This is a genomic window from Pseudomonas sp. JL3 (assembly GCF_031570575.1).
Taxonomy (GTDB): Bacteria; Pseudomonadota; Gammaproteobacteria; order Pseudomonadales; family Pseudomonadaceae; genus Aquipseudomonas; species Aquipseudomonas cucumis.
The window spans coordinates 62,281-82,533 of sequence record NZ_JAKWJK010000011.1 but is presented as its reverse complement, the minus strand read 5'-3'; the positions used below and the strand labels follow the sequence as shown (position 1 = coordinate 82,533).

The following is a 20,253-nucleotide window of genomic DNA, read 5'->3' as shown; positions in this document are numbered from 1 at the left end:
AAGTTTGATCATCGGGTGGACGCGGTACATCCCTGTAGCAGCTGGCGCAGCCTGCGTTCGGCGGCGCAGCCGTCGCAAAACCTGTCGACTCGGTCAATCTGACACACCACAGCGCCTGAATTTACGACGGCTTCGCCGCCGAACGCAGGCTGCGCCAGCTGCTACAAGAGCTATGTTCAGTTCGAGTCAAACGGATAGGGTTGCTTCCAGCGTTCGAAGATCGGTTTCAGCTGGCCATTTTTGACCAACACGTCCATGCGCTGATCGAACAGTGCCATCAGCTTGCGGGCCTTGGGTGTATCGGCAAAGCATAGAAACAGCGGCAACTCCGCAATATGCGTGCGGCGAAACTGCAACGGATCCTTGGCTCGGCTGACGACGTAATCGACTTCGGTCAGTGCATCGATGTAGTAGTCGGCGCGATTGTGGGTCAGCATCGGCAGAATTCCCGTCCGCCGCACGACTTCGTTATAGCGCTGCACATTAGGCAGATAAGCCTGGTACTTGTAACCGCGTACCCACGCCAATCGATAGTTGCCCAAGGTATCCAGGGTCGGCGCCGGATTGCTGGCCAAGCCCAATGCGTAGATGTGATCGGTATCGAAATTCCATCGCGGATAAAGCAGGTCGCTCGCCTCCTCCCGATAAGAACCGACACAGGCGTCCACTTCGCCACGCTGTGCCAGGCCCATGGCGCGCGTATAAGGTTCGGTTCGAATATCCAGTTTTACGCCCGCCGGCTCGAAGATTTTGCGCAACACGTCCCAGCCCAAACCCTGACCATCGGCGGCGGTGTAGTCTTGCCAGGCTTCGCTGGCCAGATGAATCACGGACGGCGTCGTCGGTACATCCTCCGCCCGGGCGAGCGAGCAAAACACCGCGAAAACCATCAGCAGCAACCCGCGTCGCGCCATCCCCGGTTCTCTCACTTGACGCCTCAGACGAAGAACCACACCAGTCCTTGCATCGCCAACCACGCAAATACGCCGGCCAGCACGTCGTCGAGCATGATCCCGACACCACCGTGCACATGACGGTCGATCCAGTGGATCGGCCAGGGCTTGAGGATGTCGAAGAAGCGGAACATCAGGAATCCCGCCAGCAACCAATACCAACCTTCCGGCACCAGCCACAGGGTGATCCACATCCCGACCATTTCGTCCCAGACGATGCCTTCGTGGTCGTGCACGCGCAAATCATCGGCGACCTTGCCGCACAGCCAGAAGCCGAACAGCATGGTAATGCCGAGCATCAGCCAGTAGCCCCAATCGGGCAGCATCTGCCACAACGGAATGAAGGGTAACGCCACTAACGAACCCCAGGTGCCCGGCGCTTTTGGCAGGGTGCCCGAGCCGAAGCCGAACGCCAGGAAATGCCAAGGGTTGCGCCAGACCGACGGCGGTACGAACTCCGCCGGGACCTGTTTGGGATGATCTGTCACGGTGTCTCCCGAAAATGTTGATAACCCCGGATTGGCGGGGTGATGTCGTGTCCGTCGGCGTCCAGCAGAATCACGCCCTGCCCTGCAACCACCTGCCCGAGCACATGGATCGGCCAGCCGTCCGCCAGCAACGATGGCAACTCGGCGGGCGGCAAGGTGAAGGCCAGCACGTAATCGTCACCACCGCTCAGGGCGGCTTGCTCGGCGCCCGACTGACCAAGGAAGGCCAGCAGCGCCTTCGACAACGGCAGCTTACTGTGCTCTACCTGAACCCCGACTTTCGACGCCAGGGCAATGTGCCCGCAGTCGGCGAGCAGGCCGTCGGAGATGTCCAGCGCCGCAGTGGCTCTGCCGCGCAATGCCATGCCCAGACCCAGCTGCGGTTGCGGCGACCAGTAATGGGCACGCAACGGATCAGCGATGGCCGGGTCAGCCATTCGCTGGCCGAGCACCAACGGCAATGCGCCCGCGCCGTTACCCAACTCACCGCCCACGCAGAGCAAATCGCCCGGTTGAGCACCACTGCGGGTCAACGCCAAACCGGCCGGCACCCGACCGAACACGGTCATGGTCAGGCTCAACGGCCCGCGGGTGGTATCGCCACCCACCAGCGCCACGCCGCAATTTTGCGCCATGAGGTTCAAACCACGGGCGAAGGCTTCCAGCCAATCGGTGGTCACCGTCGGCAAGGTCAGGGCAAGGGTAAAGGCAATGGGAGCAGCGCCCATGGCGGCAAGGTCACTGACAGCCACAGCCAGCGAGCGCTGACCGAGCAGAAACGGGTCGCAGGGGTCTGCGAAATGCACACCGGCCACGAGCGTGTCGGTGGAAATCGCCAACTGCTCCCCGGGGGGAACAGCCAGCAAGGCGCAGTCGTCGCCGATCCCGAGGGCAACGCCTTCGCCGCCCTGCGCACAAGGCGCGGCGGCGAAGAAATTGCGGATCAGCTCAAACTCGCCCATTGCAAATTCAAGCGCTGGTTAGCGCTTGAACGCCTTCACTTCAGCTTCACGCAGACGCGGAGCCAGCTTGTCGAGCACACCGTTGACGAACTTGTGGCCGTCCGTGGAACCGAAGACCTTGGCCAGTTCGATACCTTCGTTGATCACAACGCGGTACGGCACGTCGACACGCTCGAGCAGTTCCCAGGTGGACAGGCGCAGAACCGCCAGTTCAACCGGGTCCAGCTCTTCGATGGTGATGTCCAGGCATGGCGCCAGTGCGGCGTCGATCCGGTCCTTCTGTGCCGGAACCCCATGCAGGATTTCACGGAAGTAGGCGCCGTCGACATCGCTGAAATCGTTATCGACCCGAAACTGCGCTTCGATCTCGTTCAGCGACTGCTTGGCCATATGCCATTGGTACAGCGCCTGAGTCGCGAGCTGACGGGCTTCGCGACGCTTGACGCTTTTCGATGGCTTGCCGGCATCCGCAGGCTTTGGATCGCGCGGGTTGAAACGATCGCTATCGTCGCTAATCACTTGGCCTCCAACTGCGCCAGCAGGCTGACCATTTCCAGAGCGGACAGGGCAGCTTCAGCACCTTTGTTACCGGCCTTGGTGCCGGAACGTTCGATGGCTTGTTCGATGGAATCAACGGTCAGTACGCCGAAAGCGACCGGTACGCCGAACTCCATGGACACCTGGGCCAGGCCCTTGGTGCATTCGCCCGCCACGTATTCGAAGTGCGGAGTACCGCCACGAATGACTGCGCCCAGGGCGATGATTGCCGCGAACTCGCCTTTCTGAGCGACTTTTTGCGCAACCAGCGGGATTTCGAAGGCGCCAGGCGCACGGATGATGGTGATATCGCTTTCGCTCACGCCATGGCGAACCAGGGCATCAACTGCACCGCTGACCAGGCTTTCAACGACGAAGCTGTTGAAGCGGCCCACTACCAAAGCGTAGCGGCCTTTAGGGGCGATGAAGGTACCTTCGATGGTCTTCAGGGTCATTCGTTAGATCTCTTAAAGAGCCGGGACGCGTTTTCTACGCGCCCCTCAGTGATGTGTTAACCGCGAATACAGGCCCGCAAACTGCCGGTCATTATTCGGAGGGCACGTATTCTACAACTTCCAGATCGAAACCGGATATCGCATTAAATTTCATCGGCGCACTCATCAGGCGCATTTTGCGCACGCCCAGGTCCCGAAGGATCTGCGAACCGGCACCGACGATGCTGTAAGTGGTCGGTTTTTTCACTGCGCTGTGATCCGCGGTTTCGCGGATATGCGCCAGCAACACGTCGCCATCGAGCGGGTGACCGAGCAACAGCACCACGCCGCTGCCAGCCTCGGCAACCGCAGCCATGGCGGCGCGCAGGCTCCAGCGGCCCGGTTGTTTGACCATCAACAGGTCACGCAGCGGGTCCATGTTGTGCACCCGGACCAGCGTCGGCTCTTCGGCGCACACGGTGCCCAGGGTCAGGGCCATATGCACGTCGCCTTCTACCGAATCACGATAGGTGACCAGGTTGAACTGGCCCAATTCGCTGTCCAGCGGCTGCTCGGCAATCCGCTGAACGGTACGTTCGTGGATCATCCGGTAGTGGATCAGGTCAGCGATGGTGCCGATCTTGATGTTGTGTTCGGCGGCAAACGCTTCGAGTTCGGCGCGACGGGACATGGTGCCGTCGTCGTTCATCACTTCGCAGATCACACCGCTCGGCTCGAAACCGGCCATGCGCGCCAGGTCGCAGGCAGCTTCGGTGTGACCGGCGCGGGCCAGCGTACCGCCGGCCTGGGCCATCAGCGGGAAGATGTGGCCGGGGCTGACGATGTCTTCAGCCTTGGCATCTTTGGCGGCAGCGGCTTGCACGGTGCGCGCACGGTCGGCCGCGGAGATACCGGTGGTCACCCCTTCGGCGGCCTCGATGGACACGGTGAACTTGGTGCCGAAACCGGAACCGTTGCGCGGCGCCATCAACGGCAGCTTGAGCAGTTCGCAGCGCTCGCGGCTCATCGGCATGCAGATCAGGCCACGGGCGTGCTTGGCCATGAAGTTGATGTGTTCAGGCTGGCAGCACTCGGCGGCCATGATCAGGTCGCCTTCGTTCTCGCGGTCTTCGTCATCCATGAGGATGACCATCTTGCCTTGGCGGATGTCTTCAACCAGTTCTTCGATGCTATTGAGCGCCACAAGGCACCCCCCTTCTTTCAAAAATTGAGGTTCAGGATTTGAGGTAGCCGTTGGCGGCCAGAAAGCTTTCGGTAATGTTGCCGGACTTTGCAGGCTCTGCGGCCTTATCGCCCAACAACAGGCGCTCCAGATAACGGGCCAGCAAGTCGACTTCCAGGTTTACCCGGCGACCAGGCTGGTACGACGCCATGATGGTTTCGCTCAGGGTGTGCGGAATGATCGTCAGCAGGAATTCGGCGCCATCGACCGCGTTCACGGTCAGGCTGGTGCCGTCGACGGTGATCGAGCCTTTGTGGGCGATGTACTTGGCCAGTTCTTTCGGCGCGCGGATGCGAAATTCCACGGCGCGGGCATTTTCGGTGCGGGCAACCACTTCGCCGACACCATCGACGTGACCGCTGACCAAGTGCCCACCGAGGCGGGTGGTCGGGGTCAGGGCTTTTTCCAGGTTGACCGGGCTGCCGCTTTTGAGGTCATTCATGGCGGTGCAATCGAGGGTTTCGCGACTGACGTCAGCCGCAAAGCCATTGCCCGGCAATTCAACCGCCGTCAGGCACACACCGTTGACGGCAATACTGTCGCCCAGCTTGACGTCGCTCAGGTCGAGCTTGCCGGTTTCTACGTAAACCCGCACATCTCCACCTTTTGGGGTCAATGCACGAATACTGCCGATGGATTCGATGATACCGGTAAACATGGAGTCCTCCTCGAGAACAGAGCCAGCGCTAGAGCAATGGCCGGGAATTATACGCTCGCCAATGGCACAGGAATGGCAGTGACTCGCCAGTCATCGCCAACCGCACGAATTTCCGTGATTTTGAGCTCAGGCGCATCTTTCATCTGCGCCAGTGGCCAGTCCAGCAAGGGACTGGCCGAGGAGCCGAGAAACTTGCCGGCGATGAAGATCTGGAATTCGTCCACCAGCCCGAGCTGGGCAAACGCGCCAGCCAGTCGCGGGCCGGCTTCGACCAACACGTCATTGACGCCACGGTTGGCGAGTTCGACCAGCAACTGATGCAGATCGACCTGGCCATCATCGCCCGGCACGATCAGGCATTCCGGGCCGTTGGCGTACTGTTCTTCCACCGCGACACACGTGGCGACCAGTGCAGGACCCGCCTTGAAGAACGGTGCATTCAGCGGCACCCGCAGGCGACCGTCGATCAGCACGCGAAGCGGCGGACGGCTCATGGCCAACGCGGTCTGCTCAGCGTCCAGACCCAACTCGTCGGCACGCACAGTTAAACGGGCGTTGTCCGCCAGCACCGTGTCGGCGCCGGTCAGCACCACGCTGGCCTGGGCGCGCAAACGCTGTACCGCCGAACGCGCCGCGGGGCCGGTGATCCATTGGCTTTCACCGCTTTCCATCGCCGTGCGACCGTCCAGGCTCATGGCCAACTTGACCCGCACGAACGGCAAGCCGTGTTCCATGCGTTTAAGGAAGCCTTGATTGAGCGTGCGCGCCTCGCCTTCCAGCACGCCGCTTTCAGTGACGATACCGGCCTGGGCCAGACGTTGCAGACCGCGACCGGCGACTTCCGGGTTCGGGTCCTGCATCGCCGCAACGACGCGCGCCACACCGGCATTCACCAGCGCATCGGCGCAAGGCGGCGTACGGCCGTGGTGGCTGCAAGGCTCAAGCGTCACGTAAGCCGTGGCGCCCCGCGCCTTGTCGCCAGCGGCGCGCAGGGCGTGGACTTCGGCGTGGGGCTCGCCGGTGCGCACATGCCAGCCTTCGCCGACAATCTGCCCGTCGCGCACCACCACGCAGCCAACCCGGGGGTTGGGATGCGTCGTGTAATGACCTTTGCGCGCCAGTTCCAGAGCCCGGGCCATGTAATGGGCGTCGAGGATGGCTTGTTCCGCAGAAGTGGTCATTCTTTCACCGGTTCACGGGCGAGGCGATCGATCTCTTCGCGGAACTCGTTGAGGTCCTGGAAGCGTCGGTACACCGAAGCGAAGCGGATATAGGCGACTTCATCAAGCTTCTTCAGCTCGGCCATCACCAGTTCGCCGACCACGAGGGATTTGACCTCGCGTTCGCCGGTGGCGCGCAACTTGTGTTTGATGTGCACCAGCGACGATTCGAGGCGCTCGACACTCACCGGGCGCTTCTCCAGCGCCCGCTGCATACCGGCGCGGAGTTTTTCTTCGTCGAACGGCTGGCGACTGCCGTCGGTTTTGATCAGGCGCGGCAACACCAGTTCAGCGGTTTCAAACGTCGTGAAACGTTCGCCGCAGGCCAGGCATTCACGCCGGCGGCGCACCTGTTCGCCCTCGGCGACCAGACGCGAGTCGATGACCTTGGTGTCGTTGGCACCGCAGAAGGGACAGTGCATGGTGGCAGGCAACAAAAAATGGGAGGGCCATGGTAGCGCATCCCCGTGGCAAGACAAGCCATAGGGTTTGCGGTATACAGACTGGCTGTATATGGATTTCGCTTGCTGGAGCCGCCAATGTCTTTACGACCACTCATTTTGCTCAGTCTTTTCAGCCTGTTGGTGGCCTGTGGCAGCGATGCGCCCAAGCCCCAGCCGCCAACGCCCGGCCCTGCACAGCAACAGGCGCAGAAGAAAGCCAAGGTGTCGGCCGAACTCGGTCCGCTGCCGGCTTATCAACGTGAATTGAGCGGCACCCTGCAGGGCGTGCCGGCCGGTGCCGAAGTCGAACTGGCATTGCTGGTGGTCGACGAAAAGGATCGCCCGCAACAATTGCTCGCCAGTTCCAACCTGATCGGCACCAATCAGGCGTTGCCGTTTCGTCTGCGTTTCAACCCCGAATCCTTTCCGGCCGGTGCCCGCGTCGAGCTTCGCGGCCGCGCCAGCCAGTCCGGGCAGTTGATTCTGCATCTGCCGGCGCAAATGATCACACAGCCAACCACCCAGGCATTGGGTCAGCTGCAATTCGTCAAAGCGCCATGATTGCACCGCTCGACCTGCAACAGGCGTTAAGTGAACTGCTCGGCGATGCACAGCTTGTAGCCTGTGAGTTACCCGGCACCGAGCTGAAACTCTGGCTGATCGACGGCGATAACATGGACCGAGCCTTCAGCCCGGAAGAAACCCGGCGGATTCTCCACGAGCCGCCGTACTGGAGTTTCTGCTGGGCCAGTGGGCTGGCCGTGGCTCGCTATCTCGCCGAGCACCGGCAATGGGTCGAAGGTAAACGAGTGCTGGATTTCGGCGCCGGCTCAGGGGTCGCCGCGATTGCGGCGGTGAAAGCCGGGGCGCTGGAAGTGGTGGCCTGTGACCTGGACCCGCTGGCGATTGCCGCGTGTCGGGCGAATGCCGAACTCAATGGCGTGCAACTCAACTACTCGACGGATTTTTTCGCCGAGGCCGATCGGTTTGATCTGATTCTGGTGGCCGATGTGCTCTACGACCGGGCGAATCTGCCGTTGCTCGACGAGTTTCTCAGCCGTGGTCGGGAAGCGTTGGTGGCGGATTCGCGGGTGAGGGATTTCCGCCATCCGTTGTATCGGTGCATTGAAATGCTGGAAGCGATGACCTTGCCGGATCTGGCCGAGCCTGAAGAGTTTCGGCATGTGAGTCTTTACCACGCCACCCGGACATGATCGTTCCCACGCAGAGCGTGGGAACGATCAGTACTCTGACTTCCGGCCGCCCCCACCAAGCCTTATAGTGACCACATCCACGCTTTTACGAGATCCCCCATGAGTCAGGAAACGCCGTACATTTTCGACGCCACGACTGCCGATTTCGACCAGTCGGTGATCGAGAACTCTTTTCACAAACCGGTGCTGGTGGATTTCTGGGCCGAATGGTGTGCGCCGTGCAAGGCCTTGATGCCGATGCTGCAAACCATCGCCGAGAGCTATCAGGGCGAGTTGCTGCTGGCCAAGGTCAACTGCGACATCGAGCAGGACATTGTTGCGCGCTTCGGCATTCGCAGCCTGCCGACGGTGGTGCTGTTCAAGGACGGTCAGCCGGTGGACGGCTTTGCCGGTGCGCAACCGGAATCGGCTGTGCGCACCATGCTCGAACCCCACGTGCAAATGCCGCCGCCCGCTGCGGCCGACCCGTTCGAACAGGCTCAGGCGCTGTTCGATGATGGCCGCTACGCCGACGCCGAAGCCACGCTCAAAATATTGCTGGCTGAAGACAACACCAATGCCAAGGCGCTGATTCTCTATGCCCGCTGCCTCACCGAGCGCGGTGAACTGAGTGAAGCGCAAATCGTGCTTGATGCGGTCAAGACCGATGAGCACAAGGCCGCGCTGGCCGGCGCCAAGGCGCAGATCCAGTTCCTCGGCCAGGCCAGGGATTTGCCGGATGCGGCAGACCTGAAAGCGCGCCTGGCGAAAGATCCGCAAGACGATGAGGCGGTCTATCAACTGGCTATCCAGCAACTGGCCCGTCAGCAATACGACGCGGCGCTGGATGCCTTGCTGAAACTGTTCATCCGCAATCGCAGCTACAGCGAAGGCTTGCCGCACAAGACCTTGCTGCAGGTGTTCGAACTGCTGGGCAATGATCACCTGCTGGTGACCACGTACCGTCGCAAGTTGTTTGCTGCTCTCTATTAACGTCAAAAGATCGCAGCCTGCGGCAGCTCCTACGCTGGCTCGATCCAGCTGTACAGCGGCGTATCTCCGCCGCTCACCACTTTGACGGTTGCGCAGTGGCGCAAGCGCACCAACAAGCGTTTGCCCGCCGCTGCGCTGCCGGTCAGCCCTTCCAGCTGCTCCAGCAAATCCGGCCCGCTCAATTGTCCGGCCTTGCGCAACAGCTCTTGGGCGATCTGCCACAGCGCATCGTCCTGATTCATCGGTTTGGCGGGCGTCGCACTCGCCTCGGGTTTTGCTGCCTGCAACTGCGCACCGAGCTGCGCCCAGTCGCCCTCATCCAGTTCCAGCGTCAAATCCACCGGCCAGTCGCCGATGCTTCCGCGTATTCGCAACATAAGTCTGCTCCTGCACATACCTGACCCGCATGCTCCCATGGGTCTTGCGCAACGCCAAGCAGACGGTCAAACTCTCCGCGCTTTCGTTATAAGATTACATAACAAATTTTTCATTTTACTTTTCGGAGACCCGTCATGCGCCGTCTGCTGCTCGCTTTGCCGTTTGCCCTGTTGCCGCTGGCTGTCGCCCATGGGGCTGTCGAGCATGATCATGATCACGATGAACACGGCAGCCTCAGCGCCCACGAACATGGCGTCGGTCGCCTGAACGCGGCGCTGGATGGCCAGACGCTGGAGCTGGAACTGGAAAGCCCGGCGATGAACCTGGTGGGTTTTGAACATGCCGCCACCACCGATGCCGACAAGGCCAAAGTCGCCGCCGTCCGCGCGCAACTGGAAAAACCGCTGGTGCTGTTCAACCTGCCGAAAGCCGCCGGTTGCGTAATCGCGACTCAGGAACTGGAAAGCCCGTTGTTCGGCGACAAGCCGGATGCCGATGATCATGACGAAGAAGACGCCAAGGACGGTCACGAGCATCACCGCGACCACAGCGAGATCCACGCCCACTACCAATTCAGCTGCTCGGCCCCGGGCGCGCTGAAGACCCTGGACCTGGCGAATATCTTCAACACATTCCCGGCCACCCAGAAAATTCAGGTACAACTGATCAGCCCGAGCGGGCAGCAAGGGGTTGAAGTGACGGCCAAGGCTGCCGCCCTGAAATTCTGAATTCACCGAAGATCCCCTGTGGGAGCGAGCCTGCTCGCGATAGCGACCGAACAGTCGACATCTATGTTGAAGGTGACGGCCTCATCGCGAGCAGGCTCGCTCCCACCGGGGGTTTGTGTTGAGTGTGACATTGAGACGAGTACCCAAAACCCATGAAATCGGCGCTATGACCCAAGCACTCATCGAACTGTCCGACCTGGGCTTCAGTTGGCCCGGTCATCCGCCGCTGCTGGACATCCCGGCGTTTCGCCTTATGCCAGGTGAAACCCTCTTTCTCAAAGGCCCCAGCGGCAGCGGCAAGACCACTCTGCTGGGCCTGCTCGGTGGCGTGCAAAAGCCTGATCGCGGCAGCATTCGCCTGCTCGGCCAAGAGTTGACCGAACTCTCTGCCGGCGCCCGCGACCACTTCCGCGTCGATCACACCGGCTACATCTTCCAGCAGTTCAACTTACTGCCGTTCCTCTCGGTGCGCGAGAACGTCGAATTACCCTGCCACTTCTCCAAACTGCGCGCGGAACGGGCGAAACAGCGTCACGGCAGTGTCGATCAGGCCGCAGCTACCCTGCTCGCCCACCTGGGTTTGACCGATCAAAACCTGCTTGGCCGCCGCGCCGATTCGCTGTCCATCGGCCAGCAGCAACGGGTCGCCGCCGCACGTGCGTTGATCGGTCAGCCGGAACTGGTGATCGCCGACGAACCGACCTCGGCGCTGGACTACGACGCCCGCGAGAACTTCATTCGCCTGCTGTTCGCCGAATGCCGCGAAGCCGGGTCGAGCCTGTTGTTTGTCAGCCATGACCAGAGCCTCGCTCCGCTGTTCGATCGCCACCTGTCGCTGGCCGATCTCAATCGCGCCGCCACCCCGTCCGAGGTCTGAGATGTATTTGTTTCGTCTAGCCATGGCCAGCCTGGCTAACCGTCGCTTCACCGCGATCCTCACCGCGTTCGCCATCGCCCTGTCGGTCTGCCTGCTGCTGGCGGTGGAGCGGGTGCGCACCGAGGCCAAAGCCAGTTTCGCCAGCACCATCAGCGGCACCGACCTGATCGTCGGCGCGCGCTCCGGTTCGGTGAACCTGCTGTTGTACTCGGTGTTTCGCATCGGCAATGCCACCAACAACATTCGTTGGGACAGCTTCGAACATTTCGCCAATAACCCGAAAGTAAAGTGGGCGATCCCGATGTCCCTCGGCGATTCCCATCGCGGTTATCGGGTGATGGGCACCACCGAGGCGTACTTCGAGCATTACCAGTACGGCCATCAACAGCACCTCGAACTGGCCGACGGCCGCGCCTTCGCCAGCGATCCGTTCGAAGTGGTACTCGGTGCCGAAGTGGCCGATGCGCTGCACTACAAGCTCGGCGACAAACTGGTGCTGGCCCATGGCGTGGCGGCGATCAGCCTGGTCAAACACGACGACAAACCGTTCACCGTCGTCGGCATTCTCAAACGCACCGGCACCCCGGTAGACCGCACGCTGCACATCAGCCTCGGCGGGATGGAAGCGATCCACATCGACTGGCACAACGGCGTGCCGGCACGTGGCAATGGTCGGATCAGTGCCGATCAGGCGCGCAACCTGGACCTGACGCCGCAAGCAATCACCGCCTTCATGCTCGGCCTCAACAGCAAGATTTCGACGTTTGCGCTGCAACGGGAGATCAACGAATTCCGTGGCGAACCGATGCTGGCGATCCTGCCGGGTGTGGCATTGCAAGAGCTGTGGAGTTTGATGAGCACGGCGGAAAAAGCCTTGTTCGTCGTCTCGCTGTTCGTGGTGCTGACCGGGTTGATCGGCATGCTCACGGCGATCCTCACCAGCCTCAACGAGCGGCGCCGCGAGATGGCGATTCTGCGTTCGGTGGGCGCGCGGCCGTGGCATATTGCGACCTTGCTGGTGCTGGAAGCGTTTGCCCTGGCGCTGTCGGGGGTGATTGCCGGGGTGGCGCTGCTGTATGTGGGCATCGCCGTGGCGCAGGGTTATGTGCAGTCGAATTACGGCTTATACCTGCCGCTGGCCTGGCCGAGCGAATATGAATGGACGCTGCTCGGTGGCATCCTGATCGCCGCGCTGCTGATGGGCAGCGTGCCGGCCTGGCGCGCTTATCGCCAATCCTTGGCCGATGGCCTGTCGATCCGACTATGAGGACGTTAATGATGCCCCGCGCTGTGCTTGCGCTATTGATGCTGGTTGCCCTTCCGCTGTGGGCGGCCGAGCCGAAAGACCTGACCTGGTCGGAAATGATCCCGCCGGATGCGGCGCCAGAAGTGCCGAACATGACGCCGCTGCATGACCTGTCGAAGATGAGCGACGCGTTGTCCGCGGAGTCGGCCCCAGCGGCCAGGCAGGACATGCCGAACGCGCCGGTGGTGAAGAGCCTCGACGGCCAGAATATTCGTTTACCGGGGTACATCGTGCCGCTGGAAGTCAGTGAAGAAGGCCGCACTACGGAGTTTCTGCTGGTGCCGTATTTCGGCGCCTGCATCCACGTACCGCCTCCTCCGTCGAACCAGATCGTGCATGTCAAAAGCGAGGTCGGTGTGAAGCTTGATGAGCTGTATCAGCCGTACTGGATCGAAGGTGCGTTGCAGGTCAAGGCGTCCACGAGTGAGTTGGCGGATGCCGGGTATCAGATGGAGGCTGACAAGATTTATGTGTATGAGCTGCCGGAGTGAGTCCGGTAGTGATGTGTTGCCAACAAAACTGCCATCGCGGGTTTGCCCGCGATGAGGCTCCGCAAAAATCGGGGCCATCACTGTTTCATTGAGCTGAGTCAAAAGACCGTATCAGTTGGATCCCTACCATTGGACATCGAACATTTCTGACGTCCTTTGGAGCCCCCATGCACAAGTTCAAGCTCTGCGCTTCGCTGTTCGCCCTCGCGCTCGCCGCCCCGCTCGTCCATGCTCACACCGCCGGTGACATCATCGTTCGGGCCGGTGCGATCACCGTCAACCCGGAAGCCGACAGCTCCAGCGTCAAGGTCGATCAGGGCCCGCTGAAGGGCGCCGATCTGGGTGGCAAGGCCACCATGAGCAGCGACACGCAACTGGGTCTGAACTTCGCCTACATGATCACCAACAACCTGGGGATCGAACTGCTCGCGGCCTCGCCGTTCGAGCATGACGTGAAGCTCAAAGGCACCGCCCTCGGCGCCGCCAACGGCAAACTCGGCACTCTGAAACACCTGCCGCCGACCCTGAGCCTGGTCTACTACCCGCTGGACGCCAAGTCCGCGTTCCAGCCGTATATCGGCGGCGGTATCAACTACACCTGGATCTACGATGAGCATGTCAGCAGCGAAGCCGCCGCCAATGGCTTCAGCAACTTCAAGGCGGATAACTCCTGGGGTCTGGCCTGGCAGATCGGTGCCGACTACATGCTGACCGACAACGTAATGATCAACGCCCAGGTACGTTACATCGACATCGACACCACCGCGACCGTGGAAAACAACGCCGTCGCGCCGGGCACCCGGGCCAAGGTCGACGTTGATGTGGACCCGTTCATCTACATGGTTGGTTTGGGTTACAAGTTCTAAACCCGCGGCAAAAAAAAGGCGCCTCGACAGGCGCCTTTTTCATTGATCGTATCCACGCTCCGCGTGGGAACGATCTATCGTCCCAGCAACCGCGCCAGGCCGACGCTCATCGGTGTCTGCTGCGGGTAGGTAAACCGCTCCAGCAACCGCCGGTTGTTCGCACGTGAATGGCGGATGTCACCGGAGCGCGCCGGGCCGTAGCTCACGGGCGGCAGCTTGCCGACCACCGCTTCAAGGGCTGCAAGCATTTGCTTGAGGGTCGTCGCCTGATTCCAGCCGACATTCACCGCGCCGACTTCGACCTGCGGCTTCTCGATGGCTTGCACCAACACGTCCACCAAGTCCTCGACATAGACAAAATCCCGAGTCTGCTCGCCATCGCCGAACACGGTGATCGGCAAGCCTTTCTGCGCGTGCTCGCTGAAAATGCTGATCACCCCGGAATACGGCGAGGACGGATCCTGGCGCGGGCCGAAGATGTTGAAGAAACGGAAAACCACCGGTTCCAGACCATGCTGGCGGCGATAGAATTCGAAGTAATGTTCGCTCGCCAACTTGTCCGCCGCGTACGGCGTCAACGGTGCCTTGGGCGTGTCTTCATCAATCGACTCGCCTTCGCCATTGTTGCCGTAGACCGCTGCGCTGGACGCGTACAGCACCCGTTTGACGCCGGTCTGACGCATGGCTTCGCAGACATTCAGCGAGCCGATGAAATTGCTCTGATGCGTCTTCACCGGATCATCCACCGAGGCCTGCACCGAGGCCACCGCGGCCAGGTGCGCCACAGCGCTGCAACCAACCATCGCCTGCGCCACCAGTGCAGCATCGGCGACGTCGCCCACGATCAGTTCGACGAGGGGATTGTCCAGCGGCAGGTTGCTGCGTTTGCCGGTGGAGAGGTCATCGAGAATCCGCACCGAATACCCTTTGGCGAGCAAGGCGTCGGTCAGGTGCGAACCGATGAAACCGGCACCGCCGGTGATTAAAACAGGGCCGTCAGCCATGGCGATAAAACCTATCCAGTAAGCCCGGGAGTGCCGCGCGCCAAGCGCGGGGCTTGATCCCGAAAGTGTGCAGAATTTTCTTGCAGGCCAGCACCGCGTGTTGCGGTTCTTCGGCGGCGTCGGGCCGGGCTGCATGAGCCTGGGCGGTCGGCGCTTCGATGGCCAGCGGGTGTAAAGCGCGTGCTTCGGTAAGGATAGCCTGCCCCAACGCCAGCGGCGTGGTCGCCTCATGCCCGGCGTAGTGGTAAGTGCCCCACAGTGGCGCGGAGCAATCGAGTTGCTTGAGCACCGAAATGATCACCCGGGCGGCATCGTCCACCGGCGTCGGATTACCGCGACGGTCATCGGCCATCAGCAGTTCTTCAGCTTTCTCGGCCCGGCTCAGGAATCGCCCGAGGGTGCCCTCGGGGCTGTCATCGAGCAGCCAGCCAAAACGCAGCAGCACATGCTGCGGACAGGTGGCGCGCACGCTTTGCTCGATTCGCCACAAGGCCTGACCGCGCAAGCCCAGCGGTACCGGTTCGTCTTTTTCGCTGTAAGCAGTTGCCCGGGAGCCATCGAACACGCGATAACTCGACGGTTGCAGCAGCACAATGTTGTGATGCTGGCACAGCTCGGCCAGCCGTTCGACGGCTCGCTCCTGCCCGGCCAGACGCTGTTCGCTGACGGTCTCCGCCTGGAACCAGTCAAAATAGTAGGCGAGATTGATCAACGCATCCGGACGGGTATCGTCGAGCAGTTGCGTCAGGCTCGCGGCGTCCCAGCCGTCTTGTGGTGGGCGGGGGGCGAGGAAACCGATGTCTTCCTCCGCACCGAGGCGAATCAGCGCCTGCCCAAGGGCATTTCCGCCGCCCAGTAACATAAGGCGCATTCGCATAGAGTCAGCAGGCCCAGTCTGATTGGAACGATGGCTTTATCGACAGCGCCCGCAGGCGATGCCCTCAATAATTGCCGGAATCGTTGCATTTTGCGGGTTTAGTACGCAACCGTCATCCGTAAAGTGTAGATCCCAGGGATTTGTGGTGCTGCTACTGGTCTCTTCGCGGGCACAGATCCTGAGCGGTACTTGCAACTTCCCGCCCCCACCCGCATAAATTACTCCATGAATCTGCCCATCCCCACGGACGCTGCTCTGGCAGGCTTTCACCCCGCCGTCAGCGCCTGGTTCAGCAATACCTTCGCGACGGCCACCGCCGCCCAGGCCCGGGCGTGGCCGTTGATCCGCCAGCGCCGCTCGACCCTGATCGCCGCGCCCACCGGCTCCGGCAAAACCCTCACCGCGTTTCTGGCCGTGCTCGACGATCTGGTCCATCGTGGCCTGGAGAGCCCGGACGGCCTGCCGGACGAAACCCTGGTGGTCTACGTTTCGCCGCTCAAGGCGCTGTCCAACGACATCCAGATCAACCTGCAAAACCCGCTGGCCGGCATCACCGAACAGTTGCGGGTGATGGGCCTGCCCGACGTGCCGATCAGCACCGCCGTGCGCACCGGCGATACGCCGCAAAAAGAGCGCTCGGCCATGCGCAAAACCGCGCCGCACATTCTGGTGACCACCCCGGAATCCCTTTACGTGCTACTCGGCTCCGACTCCGGCCGGCAAATGCTCGGCACCACCCACACGGTGATTGTCGACGAAATCCACGCCATTGCCGCCAGCAAACGTGGCAGTCATCTGGCCCTGAGCCTGGAGCGTTTACAGGCGCTTTGCGCGCAACCGTTGGTGCGTATCGGCCTGTCCGCCACGCAAAAACCCATCGAAGCGGTGTCGCGCTTTCTGGTCGGCCGTGATCGCGACTGCGACATCATCGACATCGGCCACGCCCGCCCACGGGATCTCGATATAGAGGTGCCGCCCGTGCCGTTGTCGGCGGTAATGGCCAACGACGTCTGGGAATTGGTCTATGACCGACTCGCCGCCCTCGCCCGTGAACACCGGACCACGCTGATTTTCGTCAACACCCGGCGCCTGGCCGAACGCCTGAGTCGCCACTTGAGCGAACGTCTCGGCAAAGAGGCCGTTGCCGCCCACCATGGCAGCCTGGCCAAAGAGTTTCGCCTGGACGCCGAGCAACGGCTCAAGCGCGGCGAGCTGCAGGTACTGATCGCCACCGCTTCGCTGGAGCTGGGGATCGATATCGGCGACGTCGACCTGGCGTGCCAGATCGCGTCACCGCGCTCGATTGCCGGGTTTCTGCAACGGGTCGGCCGCTCCGGGCACCAGGTCGGCGGCACGCCCAAGGGCCGGTTATTCGCCACCACTCGCGACGATCTGATCGAATGCGCCGCCCTGCTCGACTGCGTCCGCCGTGGCGAACTCGACACGTTGCAGATCCCAGAAGCGCCGCTGGACGTGCTGGCCCAGCAGATCATCGCCGAGGTCAGCTGCCAGGAATGGCAGGAACAGGCGCTACTGGACATGCTGCGAAAAGCCTCGCCTTACGCCACGCTCGACGAAAAGCACTATCAGGCACTGCTGCAAATGCTCGCCGAGGGCTACAACGGGCGCCTGGGTATTCGCAGCGCTTACCTGCACCGGGACGCTGTAAGCCGCACTCTGCGCGGCCGTCGAGGCGCCAAGCTGACTGCAGTGACCAGCGGCGGGACGATTCCGGACAACGCCGACTACAGCGTTTTGCTGGAGCCTCAAGGGCTGAACATCGGCAGCGTCAACGAAGACTTCGCGGTGGAAAGCATCGCCGGGGATATCTTTCAGTTGGGTAATACGTCGTATCGAATCCTGCGGGTCGAAACCGGCAAGGTCCGGGTCGAGGACGCACAGGGCCAACCACCGACCATTCCGTTCTGGCTCGGCGAAGCACCGGGTCGCAGCGATGAACTGTCGTTCGCCGTGGCCCGCCTGCAAGCGCAACTCGATGAGCGGCTCGGCGCCACACCCGGCAACCTGCAGCCAGCGGTCGACTGGCTGACCGACACCCTCGGCCTGAACCTCGCCAGCGCCGAGCAATTAGTCGATTACCTGGCCCGGGCACGGCAGGCCCTCGGCGCCTTGCCATCGCAAGACACGCTGCTGATGGAGCGGTTTTTCGACGAGTCCGGCGGCACGCAGTTGATCATCCACTCGCCGTTCGGCAGCCGCATTAACCGCGCCTGGGGCCTGGCCCTGCGCAAGCGCTTCTGCCGCACCTTCAACTTCGAATTGCAGGCCGCCGCCAGCGAGGACGCCATCGTGCTGTCGCTGTCCACCGGTCACAGCTTCGAGCTGGAGGACGTCTGGCGTTATCTGCACAGCAATAGCGCCGAGCACACTCTGATTCAAGCAGTGCTCGAGGCGCCGCTGTTCGGTGTGCGTTGGCGCTGGAACGCCGGGGTCGCTTTGGCGCTGCCGCGCTACAGCGGCGGACGCAAAGTACCGCCGCAGATCCAGCGGATGAAGAGCGAAGACCTGATCGCCAGCGTGTTTCCCGATCAAATCGCCTGTGTGGAAAACCTCGCCGGCGAGCGCGAGATTCCCGACCATCCGCTGGTGGAACAAACCCTTGATGATTGCCTGCACGAAGCCATGGACAGCGAAGGCTGGCTGGCGTTGTTGCGGCGCATGGAACAGGGCGACATCCGTCTGATCAGCCGTGATCTGCCAGCGCCTTCGCCACTGGCGGCGGAGATTCTCAGCGCCCGCCCCTACACCTTTCTCGACGATGCGCCACTGGAAGAGCGCCGCACTCAGGCAGTGCTCAACCGTCGCTGGAGCGATCCGCAGTCCACCGATGATCTCGGCGCGCTGGACGCTGAGGCGATTACCGCCGTGCGTGACGAAGCCTGGCCAACGCCCACCGGCATTGATGAAATGCATGAAGCGCTGATGAGCCTCGCGTGCATTACCGAGGCCGAAGCCCAGGCCAACCCGAATTGGCTCGAGTGGCTGAACACCTTGGCCGACAGTGGCCGCGCCAGCCGTTTGCAGATCAACACCGAGCAATCGCTGTGGTTAGCGCTGGAACGACTGACCTGCCTGCGGGCGATTTATCCACAGGCCAAATTAATCCCTCCGTTGGAGGCATTGCCCGGTTTCGATGAAACCTGGGAGCCGGACGAAGCGGTGCTGGAAGTGATCCGCGCGCGGCTCAGCGCGTTTGGTCCGTTGCCGCTAAAGGTGATTGCCGAGCCGCTTGGATTACCGGCGACTCAAGTCACTCAGGCTCTGGGGCAACTGGAGCGCGAAGGTTATGTACTACGTGGGCAATTCACCCCAGGCGCCCCTGACGAAGAATGGTGCGAACGGCATCTGCTGGCGCGGATTCATCGCTACACGGTCAAACGACTGCGACGGGAAATCGAACCAGTCGCGTTGCAGGATTTCATGCGCTTTCTGTTCGACTGGCAGCATCTTTCCGCCGCCTGCCAAGGCCAGGGCAACGCAGTGTTGCCGGCGATCATCAGCCAGTTCGAAGGCTACCCCGCCGCCGCTTCGGCGTGGGACAGCGATATTCTGCCGGCGCGGCTCAAAGACTATTCGGCGAGTTGGCTGGATGAGTTATGCCGCAGCGGAAAACTGGTCTGGACCCGCCTGACCGCGCGCAACAAGAGCGCCGGCACGGCATTGCGCAGCACGCCGATTCTGCTGCTGCCGCGCAGTCAGGTCGGGTTGTGGAGCAGCTTGACCGAACAGACGCCGGTCAGCGAGCTGTCACCCAAAACGCAAAAAGTCCATGAAGCGCTCAGCCAGCACGGCGCACTGTTTTTCGATGAGTTGATTCACGAAGCCCATCTGCTGCGCTCGGAACTGGAAATCGCCTTGCAGGAACTGGTCGGTGCCGGGTTGGTAAACGCCGACAGTTTCGCCGGCCTGCGGGCGCTGATTACCCCGGCCAGCAAACGCCAGAATCGCAGCAGCCGACGCGGGCGTGGAGCGTTTGTCGGCGGCATGGACGATGCCGGACGCTGGGCCTTGTTACGCCGCGGTGCTGCCGCCCCGGTTGTGGATAAGCAACGTCCCGCGCCTACGCCCAGCGAAACCCTGGAACACATCGCCATGACCTTGCTACGCCGTTACGGCGTGGTGTTCTGGCGCTTGCTGGAACGTGAGGCGGACTGGCTGCCGAGTTGGCGGGAATTGCTGCGCACGTTCCATCGGCTCGAGGCCCGGGGCGAGATTCGGGGCGGGCGGTTTGTCAGTGGTCTGGCGGGGGAGCAGTTTGCGCTGCCTGAGGCGATTCCGTTGCTACGCGAAGTTCGGCGGCGCCCACACGATGGAAGTCTGATCGCGGTGTGTGGGGTGGATCCGCTGAACCTCGCCGGCACCCTGTTGCCAGGCGCGAAAGTGCCGGCGCTGGCGAGCAATCGACTGGTGTATCGCGACGGCATACCGGCCGCCGCCGAGATCGCCGGCAAGCAGCAGTTCTGGCTGGAGCTGGATCAGCAGGCCAGTGCCGAATTACACAACAAACTCACCCGACACTGATCGTTCCCACGCTCTGCATGGGAATGCAGCCAGGGACGCTCTGCGTCCCAAAGCGGACGC

21 protein-coding genes are annotated in these 20,253 nt (G+C 61.9%); 9 read left to right on the top strand and 12 right to left on the bottom strand.

All coding sequences use genetic code 11. The annotated features are described in order from the left end of the window. Positions 1-176: 176 nt before the first annotated feature. The 9 genes from MMG91_RS18850 to nrdR form a co-directional block, all read right to left on the bottom strand. Positions 177-914: an ABC transporter substrate-binding protein gene (locus MMG91_RS18850; RefSeq protein WP_305447070.1), complete on the bottom strand. Its 738-nt coding sequence runs from the start codon at positions 912-914 to the stop codon at positions 177-179. Between the two features lie 23 nt (positions 915-937). Further along, on the bottom strand, positions 938-1,441 hold the full coding sequence (locus tag MMG91_RS18845) for a phosphatidylglycerophosphatase A (protein WP_008073949.1): 504 nt from the start codon (positions 1,439-1,441) through the stop codon (positions 938-940). Next, the gene (thiL, locus tag MMG91_RS18840) at positions 1,438-2,403 is read right to left on the bottom strand and encodes a thiamine-phosphate kinase (RefSeq protein ID WP_310660365.1); all 966 of its coding nucleotides are present in this window, start codon (positions 2,401-2,403) and stop codon (positions 1,438-1,440) included. The genes MMG91_RS18845 and thiL overlap by 4 nt, the downstream gene beginning before the upstream one ends. An 18-nt stretch (positions 2,404-2,421) precedes the next feature. Continuing rightward, positions 2,422-2,922, bottom strand: coding sequence for a transcription antitermination factor NusB (gene nusB, locus MMG91_RS18835; protein WP_038981348.1), 501 nt, complete (start codon positions 2,920-2,922; stop codon positions 2,422-2,424). Further along, a complete protein-coding gene (gene ribE, locus MMG91_RS18830) occupies positions 2,919-3,395 on the bottom strand; it encodes a 6,7-dimethyl-8-ribityllumazine synthase (protein WP_003228649.1) in 477 nt (158 codons plus the stop codon). Before ribE ends, nusB begins: the two co-directional genes overlap by 4 nt. A 91-nt stretch (positions 3,396-3,486) precedes the next feature. Then, positions 3,487-4,578: a bifunctional 3,4-dihydroxy-2-butanone-4-phosphate synthase/GTP cyclohydrolase II gene (gene ribBA, locus MMG91_RS18825; RefSeq protein WP_007906834.1), complete on the bottom strand. Its 1,092-nt coding sequence runs from the start codon at positions 4,576-4,578 to the stop codon at positions 3,487-3,489. 31 nt (positions 4,579-4,609) lie between these two features. Beyond that, on the bottom strand, positions 4,610-5,275 hold the full coding sequence (locus MMG91_RS18820) for a riboflavin synthase (protein ID WP_305503452.1): 666 nt from the start codon (positions 5,273-5,275) through the stop codon (positions 4,610-4,612). Between the two features lie 47 nt (positions 5,276-5,322). Further along, positions 5,323-6,456 carry a bifunctional diaminohydroxyphosphoribosylaminopyrimidine deaminase/5-amino-6-(5-phosphoribosylamino)uracil reductase RibD gene (gene ribD / locus MMG91_RS18815; RefSeq protein ID WP_310660364.1) on the bottom strand — a complete coding sequence of 378 codons (1,134 nt, stop codon included), beginning with the start codon at positions 6,454-6,456 and terminating at the stop codon, positions 5,323-5,325. Further along, a complete protein-coding gene (nrdR, locus tag MMG91_RS18810; RefSeq protein ID WP_007906838.1) occupies positions 6,453-6,917 on the bottom strand; it encodes a transcriptional regulator NrdR in 465 nt (154 codons plus the stop codon). Before nrdR ends, ribD begins: the two co-directional genes overlap by 4 nt. A gap of 117 nt (positions 6,918-7,034) precedes the next feature. On the opposite strand from nrdR, the gene MMG91_RS18805 reads away from it, so the two are divergent. The 3 genes from MMG91_RS18805 (at position 7,035) to trxA (ending at position 9,124) form a co-directional block, all read left to right on the top strand. Then, on the top strand, positions 7,035-7,499 hold the full coding sequence (locus tag MMG91_RS18805; RefSeq protein ID WP_310660363.1) for a YbaY family lipoprotein: 465 nt from the start codon (positions 7,035-7,037) through the stop codon (positions 7,497-7,499). Continuing rightward, entirely contained in the window at positions 7,496-8,152 is a 657-nt protein-coding gene (locus tag MMG91_RS18800; protein WP_310660362.1) for a 50S ribosomal protein L11 methyltransferase, read from the top strand. The genes MMG91_RS18805 and MMG91_RS18800 overlap by 4 nt, the downstream gene beginning before the upstream one ends. 99 nt (positions 8,153-8,251) lie before the next feature. Next, positions 8,252-9,124 (top strand): thioredoxin, encoded by an 873-nt coding sequence (gene trxA, locus MMG91_RS18795; RefSeq protein WP_310660361.1) that lies wholly within the window; start codon positions 8,252-8,254, stop codon positions 9,122-9,124. Positions 9,125-9,153: 29 nt separating this feature from the next. Here the strand turns inward: trxA and MMG91_RS18790 are convergent, their stop codons facing one another. Next, the gene (locus MMG91_RS18790) at positions 9,154-9,501 is read right to left on the bottom strand and encodes a hypothetical protein (RefSeq protein ID WP_310660360.1); all 348 of its coding nucleotides are present in this window, start codon (positions 9,499-9,501) and stop codon (positions 9,154-9,156) included. A gap of 135 nt (positions 9,502-9,636) precedes the next feature. Between MMG91_RS18790 and MMG91_RS18785 the strand changes: the two genes are divergently transcribed. The 5 genes from MMG91_RS18785 to MMG91_RS18765 all read left to right on the top strand — a co-directional run bounded on the left by MMG91_RS18785 (position 9,637) and on the right by MMG91_RS18765 (position 13,770). Next, the gene (locus tag MMG91_RS18785; RefSeq protein WP_305447079.1) at positions 9,637-10,230 is read left to right on the top strand and encodes a DUF2796 domain-containing protein; all 594 of its coding nucleotides are present in this window, start codon (positions 9,637-9,639) and stop codon (positions 10,228-10,230) included. Positions 10,231-10,396: 166 nt separating this feature from the next. Next, positions 10,397-11,107: an ABC transporter ATP-binding protein gene (locus MMG91_RS18780; RefSeq protein ID WP_305503460.1), complete on the top strand. Its 711-nt coding sequence runs from the start codon at positions 10,397-10,399 to the stop codon at positions 11,105-11,107. 1 nt (position 11,108) lies between these two features. After that, the gene (locus MMG91_RS18775; protein ID WP_310660359.1) at positions 11,109-12,374 is read left to right on the top strand and encodes an ABC transporter permease; all 1,266 of its coding nucleotides are present in this window, start codon (positions 11,109-11,111) and stop codon (positions 12,372-12,374) included. 11 nt (positions 12,375-12,385) lie between these two features. Continuing rightward, positions 12,386-12,904, top strand: a complete 519-nt coding sequence (locus MMG91_RS18770) for a DUF3299 domain-containing protein (protein ID WP_305449867.1) — start codon at positions 12,386-12,388, stop codon at positions 12,902-12,904. A gap of 167 nt (positions 12,905-13,071) precedes the next feature. Continuing rightward, entirely contained in the window at positions 13,072-13,770 is a 699-nt protein-coding gene (locus tag MMG91_RS18765) for an OmpW family protein (protein ID WP_305503463.1), read from the top strand. 74 nt (positions 13,771-13,844) lie between these two features. On the opposite strand, the gene MMG91_RS18760 is transcribed toward MMG91_RS18765, so the two are convergent. Next, positions 13,845-14,774 carry an NAD-dependent epimerase/dehydratase family protein gene (locus tag MMG91_RS18760; RefSeq protein ID WP_310660358.1) on the bottom strand — a complete coding sequence of 310 codons (930 nt, stop codon included), beginning with the start codon at positions 14,772-14,774 and terminating at the stop codon, positions 13,845-13,847. Then, positions 14,767-15,651 (bottom strand): sugar nucleotide-binding protein, encoded by an 885-nt coding sequence (locus tag MMG91_RS18755; RefSeq protein WP_305447084.1) that lies wholly within the window; start codon positions 15,649-15,651, stop codon positions 14,767-14,769. The genes MMG91_RS18760 and MMG91_RS18755 overlap by 8 nt, the downstream gene beginning before the upstream one ends. 225 nt (positions 15,652-15,876) lie before the next feature. Between MMG91_RS18755 and MMG91_RS18750 the strand changes: the two genes are divergently transcribed. After that, the gene (locus tag MMG91_RS18750) at positions 15,877-20,193 is read left to right on the top strand and encodes a DEAD/DEAH box helicase (protein WP_310660357.1); all 4,317 of its coding nucleotides are present in this window, start codon (positions 15,877-15,879) and stop codon (positions 20,191-20,193) included. Positions 20,194-20,253 lie beyond the last annotated feature (60 nt).

Coding starts and splice junctions, on each gene's coding strand:
- trxA (WP_310660361.1), top strand. CDS start 8,252: ATGAGTCAGGAAACGCCGTACATTTTCGACGCCACGACTGCCGATTTC.
- MMG91_RS18790 (WP_310660360.1), bottom strand. CDS start 9,501: ATGTTGCGAATACGCGGAAGCATCGGCGACTGGCCGGTGGATTTGACG.
- MMG91_RS18785 (WP_305447079.1), top strand. CDS start 9,637: ATGCGCCGTCTGCTGCTCGCTTTGCCGTTTGCCCTGTTGCCGCTGGCT.
- MMG91_RS18850 (WP_305447070.1), bottom strand. CDS start 914: ATGGCGCGACGCGGGTTGCTGCTGATGGTTTTCGCGGTGTTTTGCTCG.
- MMG91_RS18770 (WP_305449867.1), top strand. CDS start 12,386: ATGCCCCGCGCTGTGCTTGCGCTATTGATGCTGGTTGCCCTTCCGCTG.
- MMG91_RS18750 (WP_310660357.1), top strand. CDS start 15,877: ATGAATCTGCCCATCCCCACGGACGCTGCTCTGGCAGGCTTTCACCCC.
- MMG91_RS18805 (WP_310660363.1), top strand. CDS start 7,035: ATGTCTTTACGACCACTCATTTTGCTCAGTCTTTTCAGCCTGTTGGTG.
- thiL (WP_310660365.1), bottom strand. CDS start 2,403: ATGGGCGAGTTTGAGCTGATCCGCAATTTCTTCGCCGCCGCGCCTTGT.
- MMG91_RS18820 (WP_305503452.1), bottom strand. CDS start 5,275: ATGTTTACCGGTATCATCGAATCCATCGGCAGTATTCGTGCATTGACC.
- ribD (WP_310660364.1), bottom strand. CDS start 6,456: ATGACCACTTCTGCGGAACAAGCCATCCTCGACGCCCATTACATGGCC.
- nrdR (WP_007906838.1), bottom strand. CDS start 6,917: ATGCACTGTCCCTTCTGCGGTGCCAACGACACCAAGGTCATCGACTCG.
- MMG91_RS18780 (WP_305503460.1), top strand. CDS start 10,397: ATGACCCAAGCACTCATCGAACTGTCCGACCTGGGCTTCAGTTGGCCC.
- MMG91_RS18755 (WP_305447084.1), bottom strand. CDS start 15,651: ATGCGAATGCGCCTTATGTTACTGGGCGGCGGAAATGCCCTTGGGCAG.
- MMG91_RS18800 (WP_310660362.1), top strand. CDS start 7,496: ATGATTGCACCGCTCGACCTGCAACAGGCGTTAAGTGAACTGCTCGGC.
- ribE (WP_003228649.1), bottom strand. CDS start 3,395: ATGACCCTGAAGACCATCGAAGGTACCTTCATCGCCCCTAAAGGCCGC.
- MMG91_RS18775 (WP_310660359.1), top strand. CDS start 11,109: ATGTATTTGTTTCGTCTAGCCATGGCCAGCCTGGCTAACCGTCGCTTC.
- MMG91_RS18765 (WP_305503463.1), top strand. CDS start 13,072: ATGCACAAGTTCAAGCTCTGCGCTTCGCTGTTCGCCCTCGCGCTCGCC.
- MMG91_RS18760 (WP_310660358.1), bottom strand. CDS start 14,774: ATGGCTGACGGCCCTGTTTTAATCACCGGCGGTGCCGGTTTCATCGGT.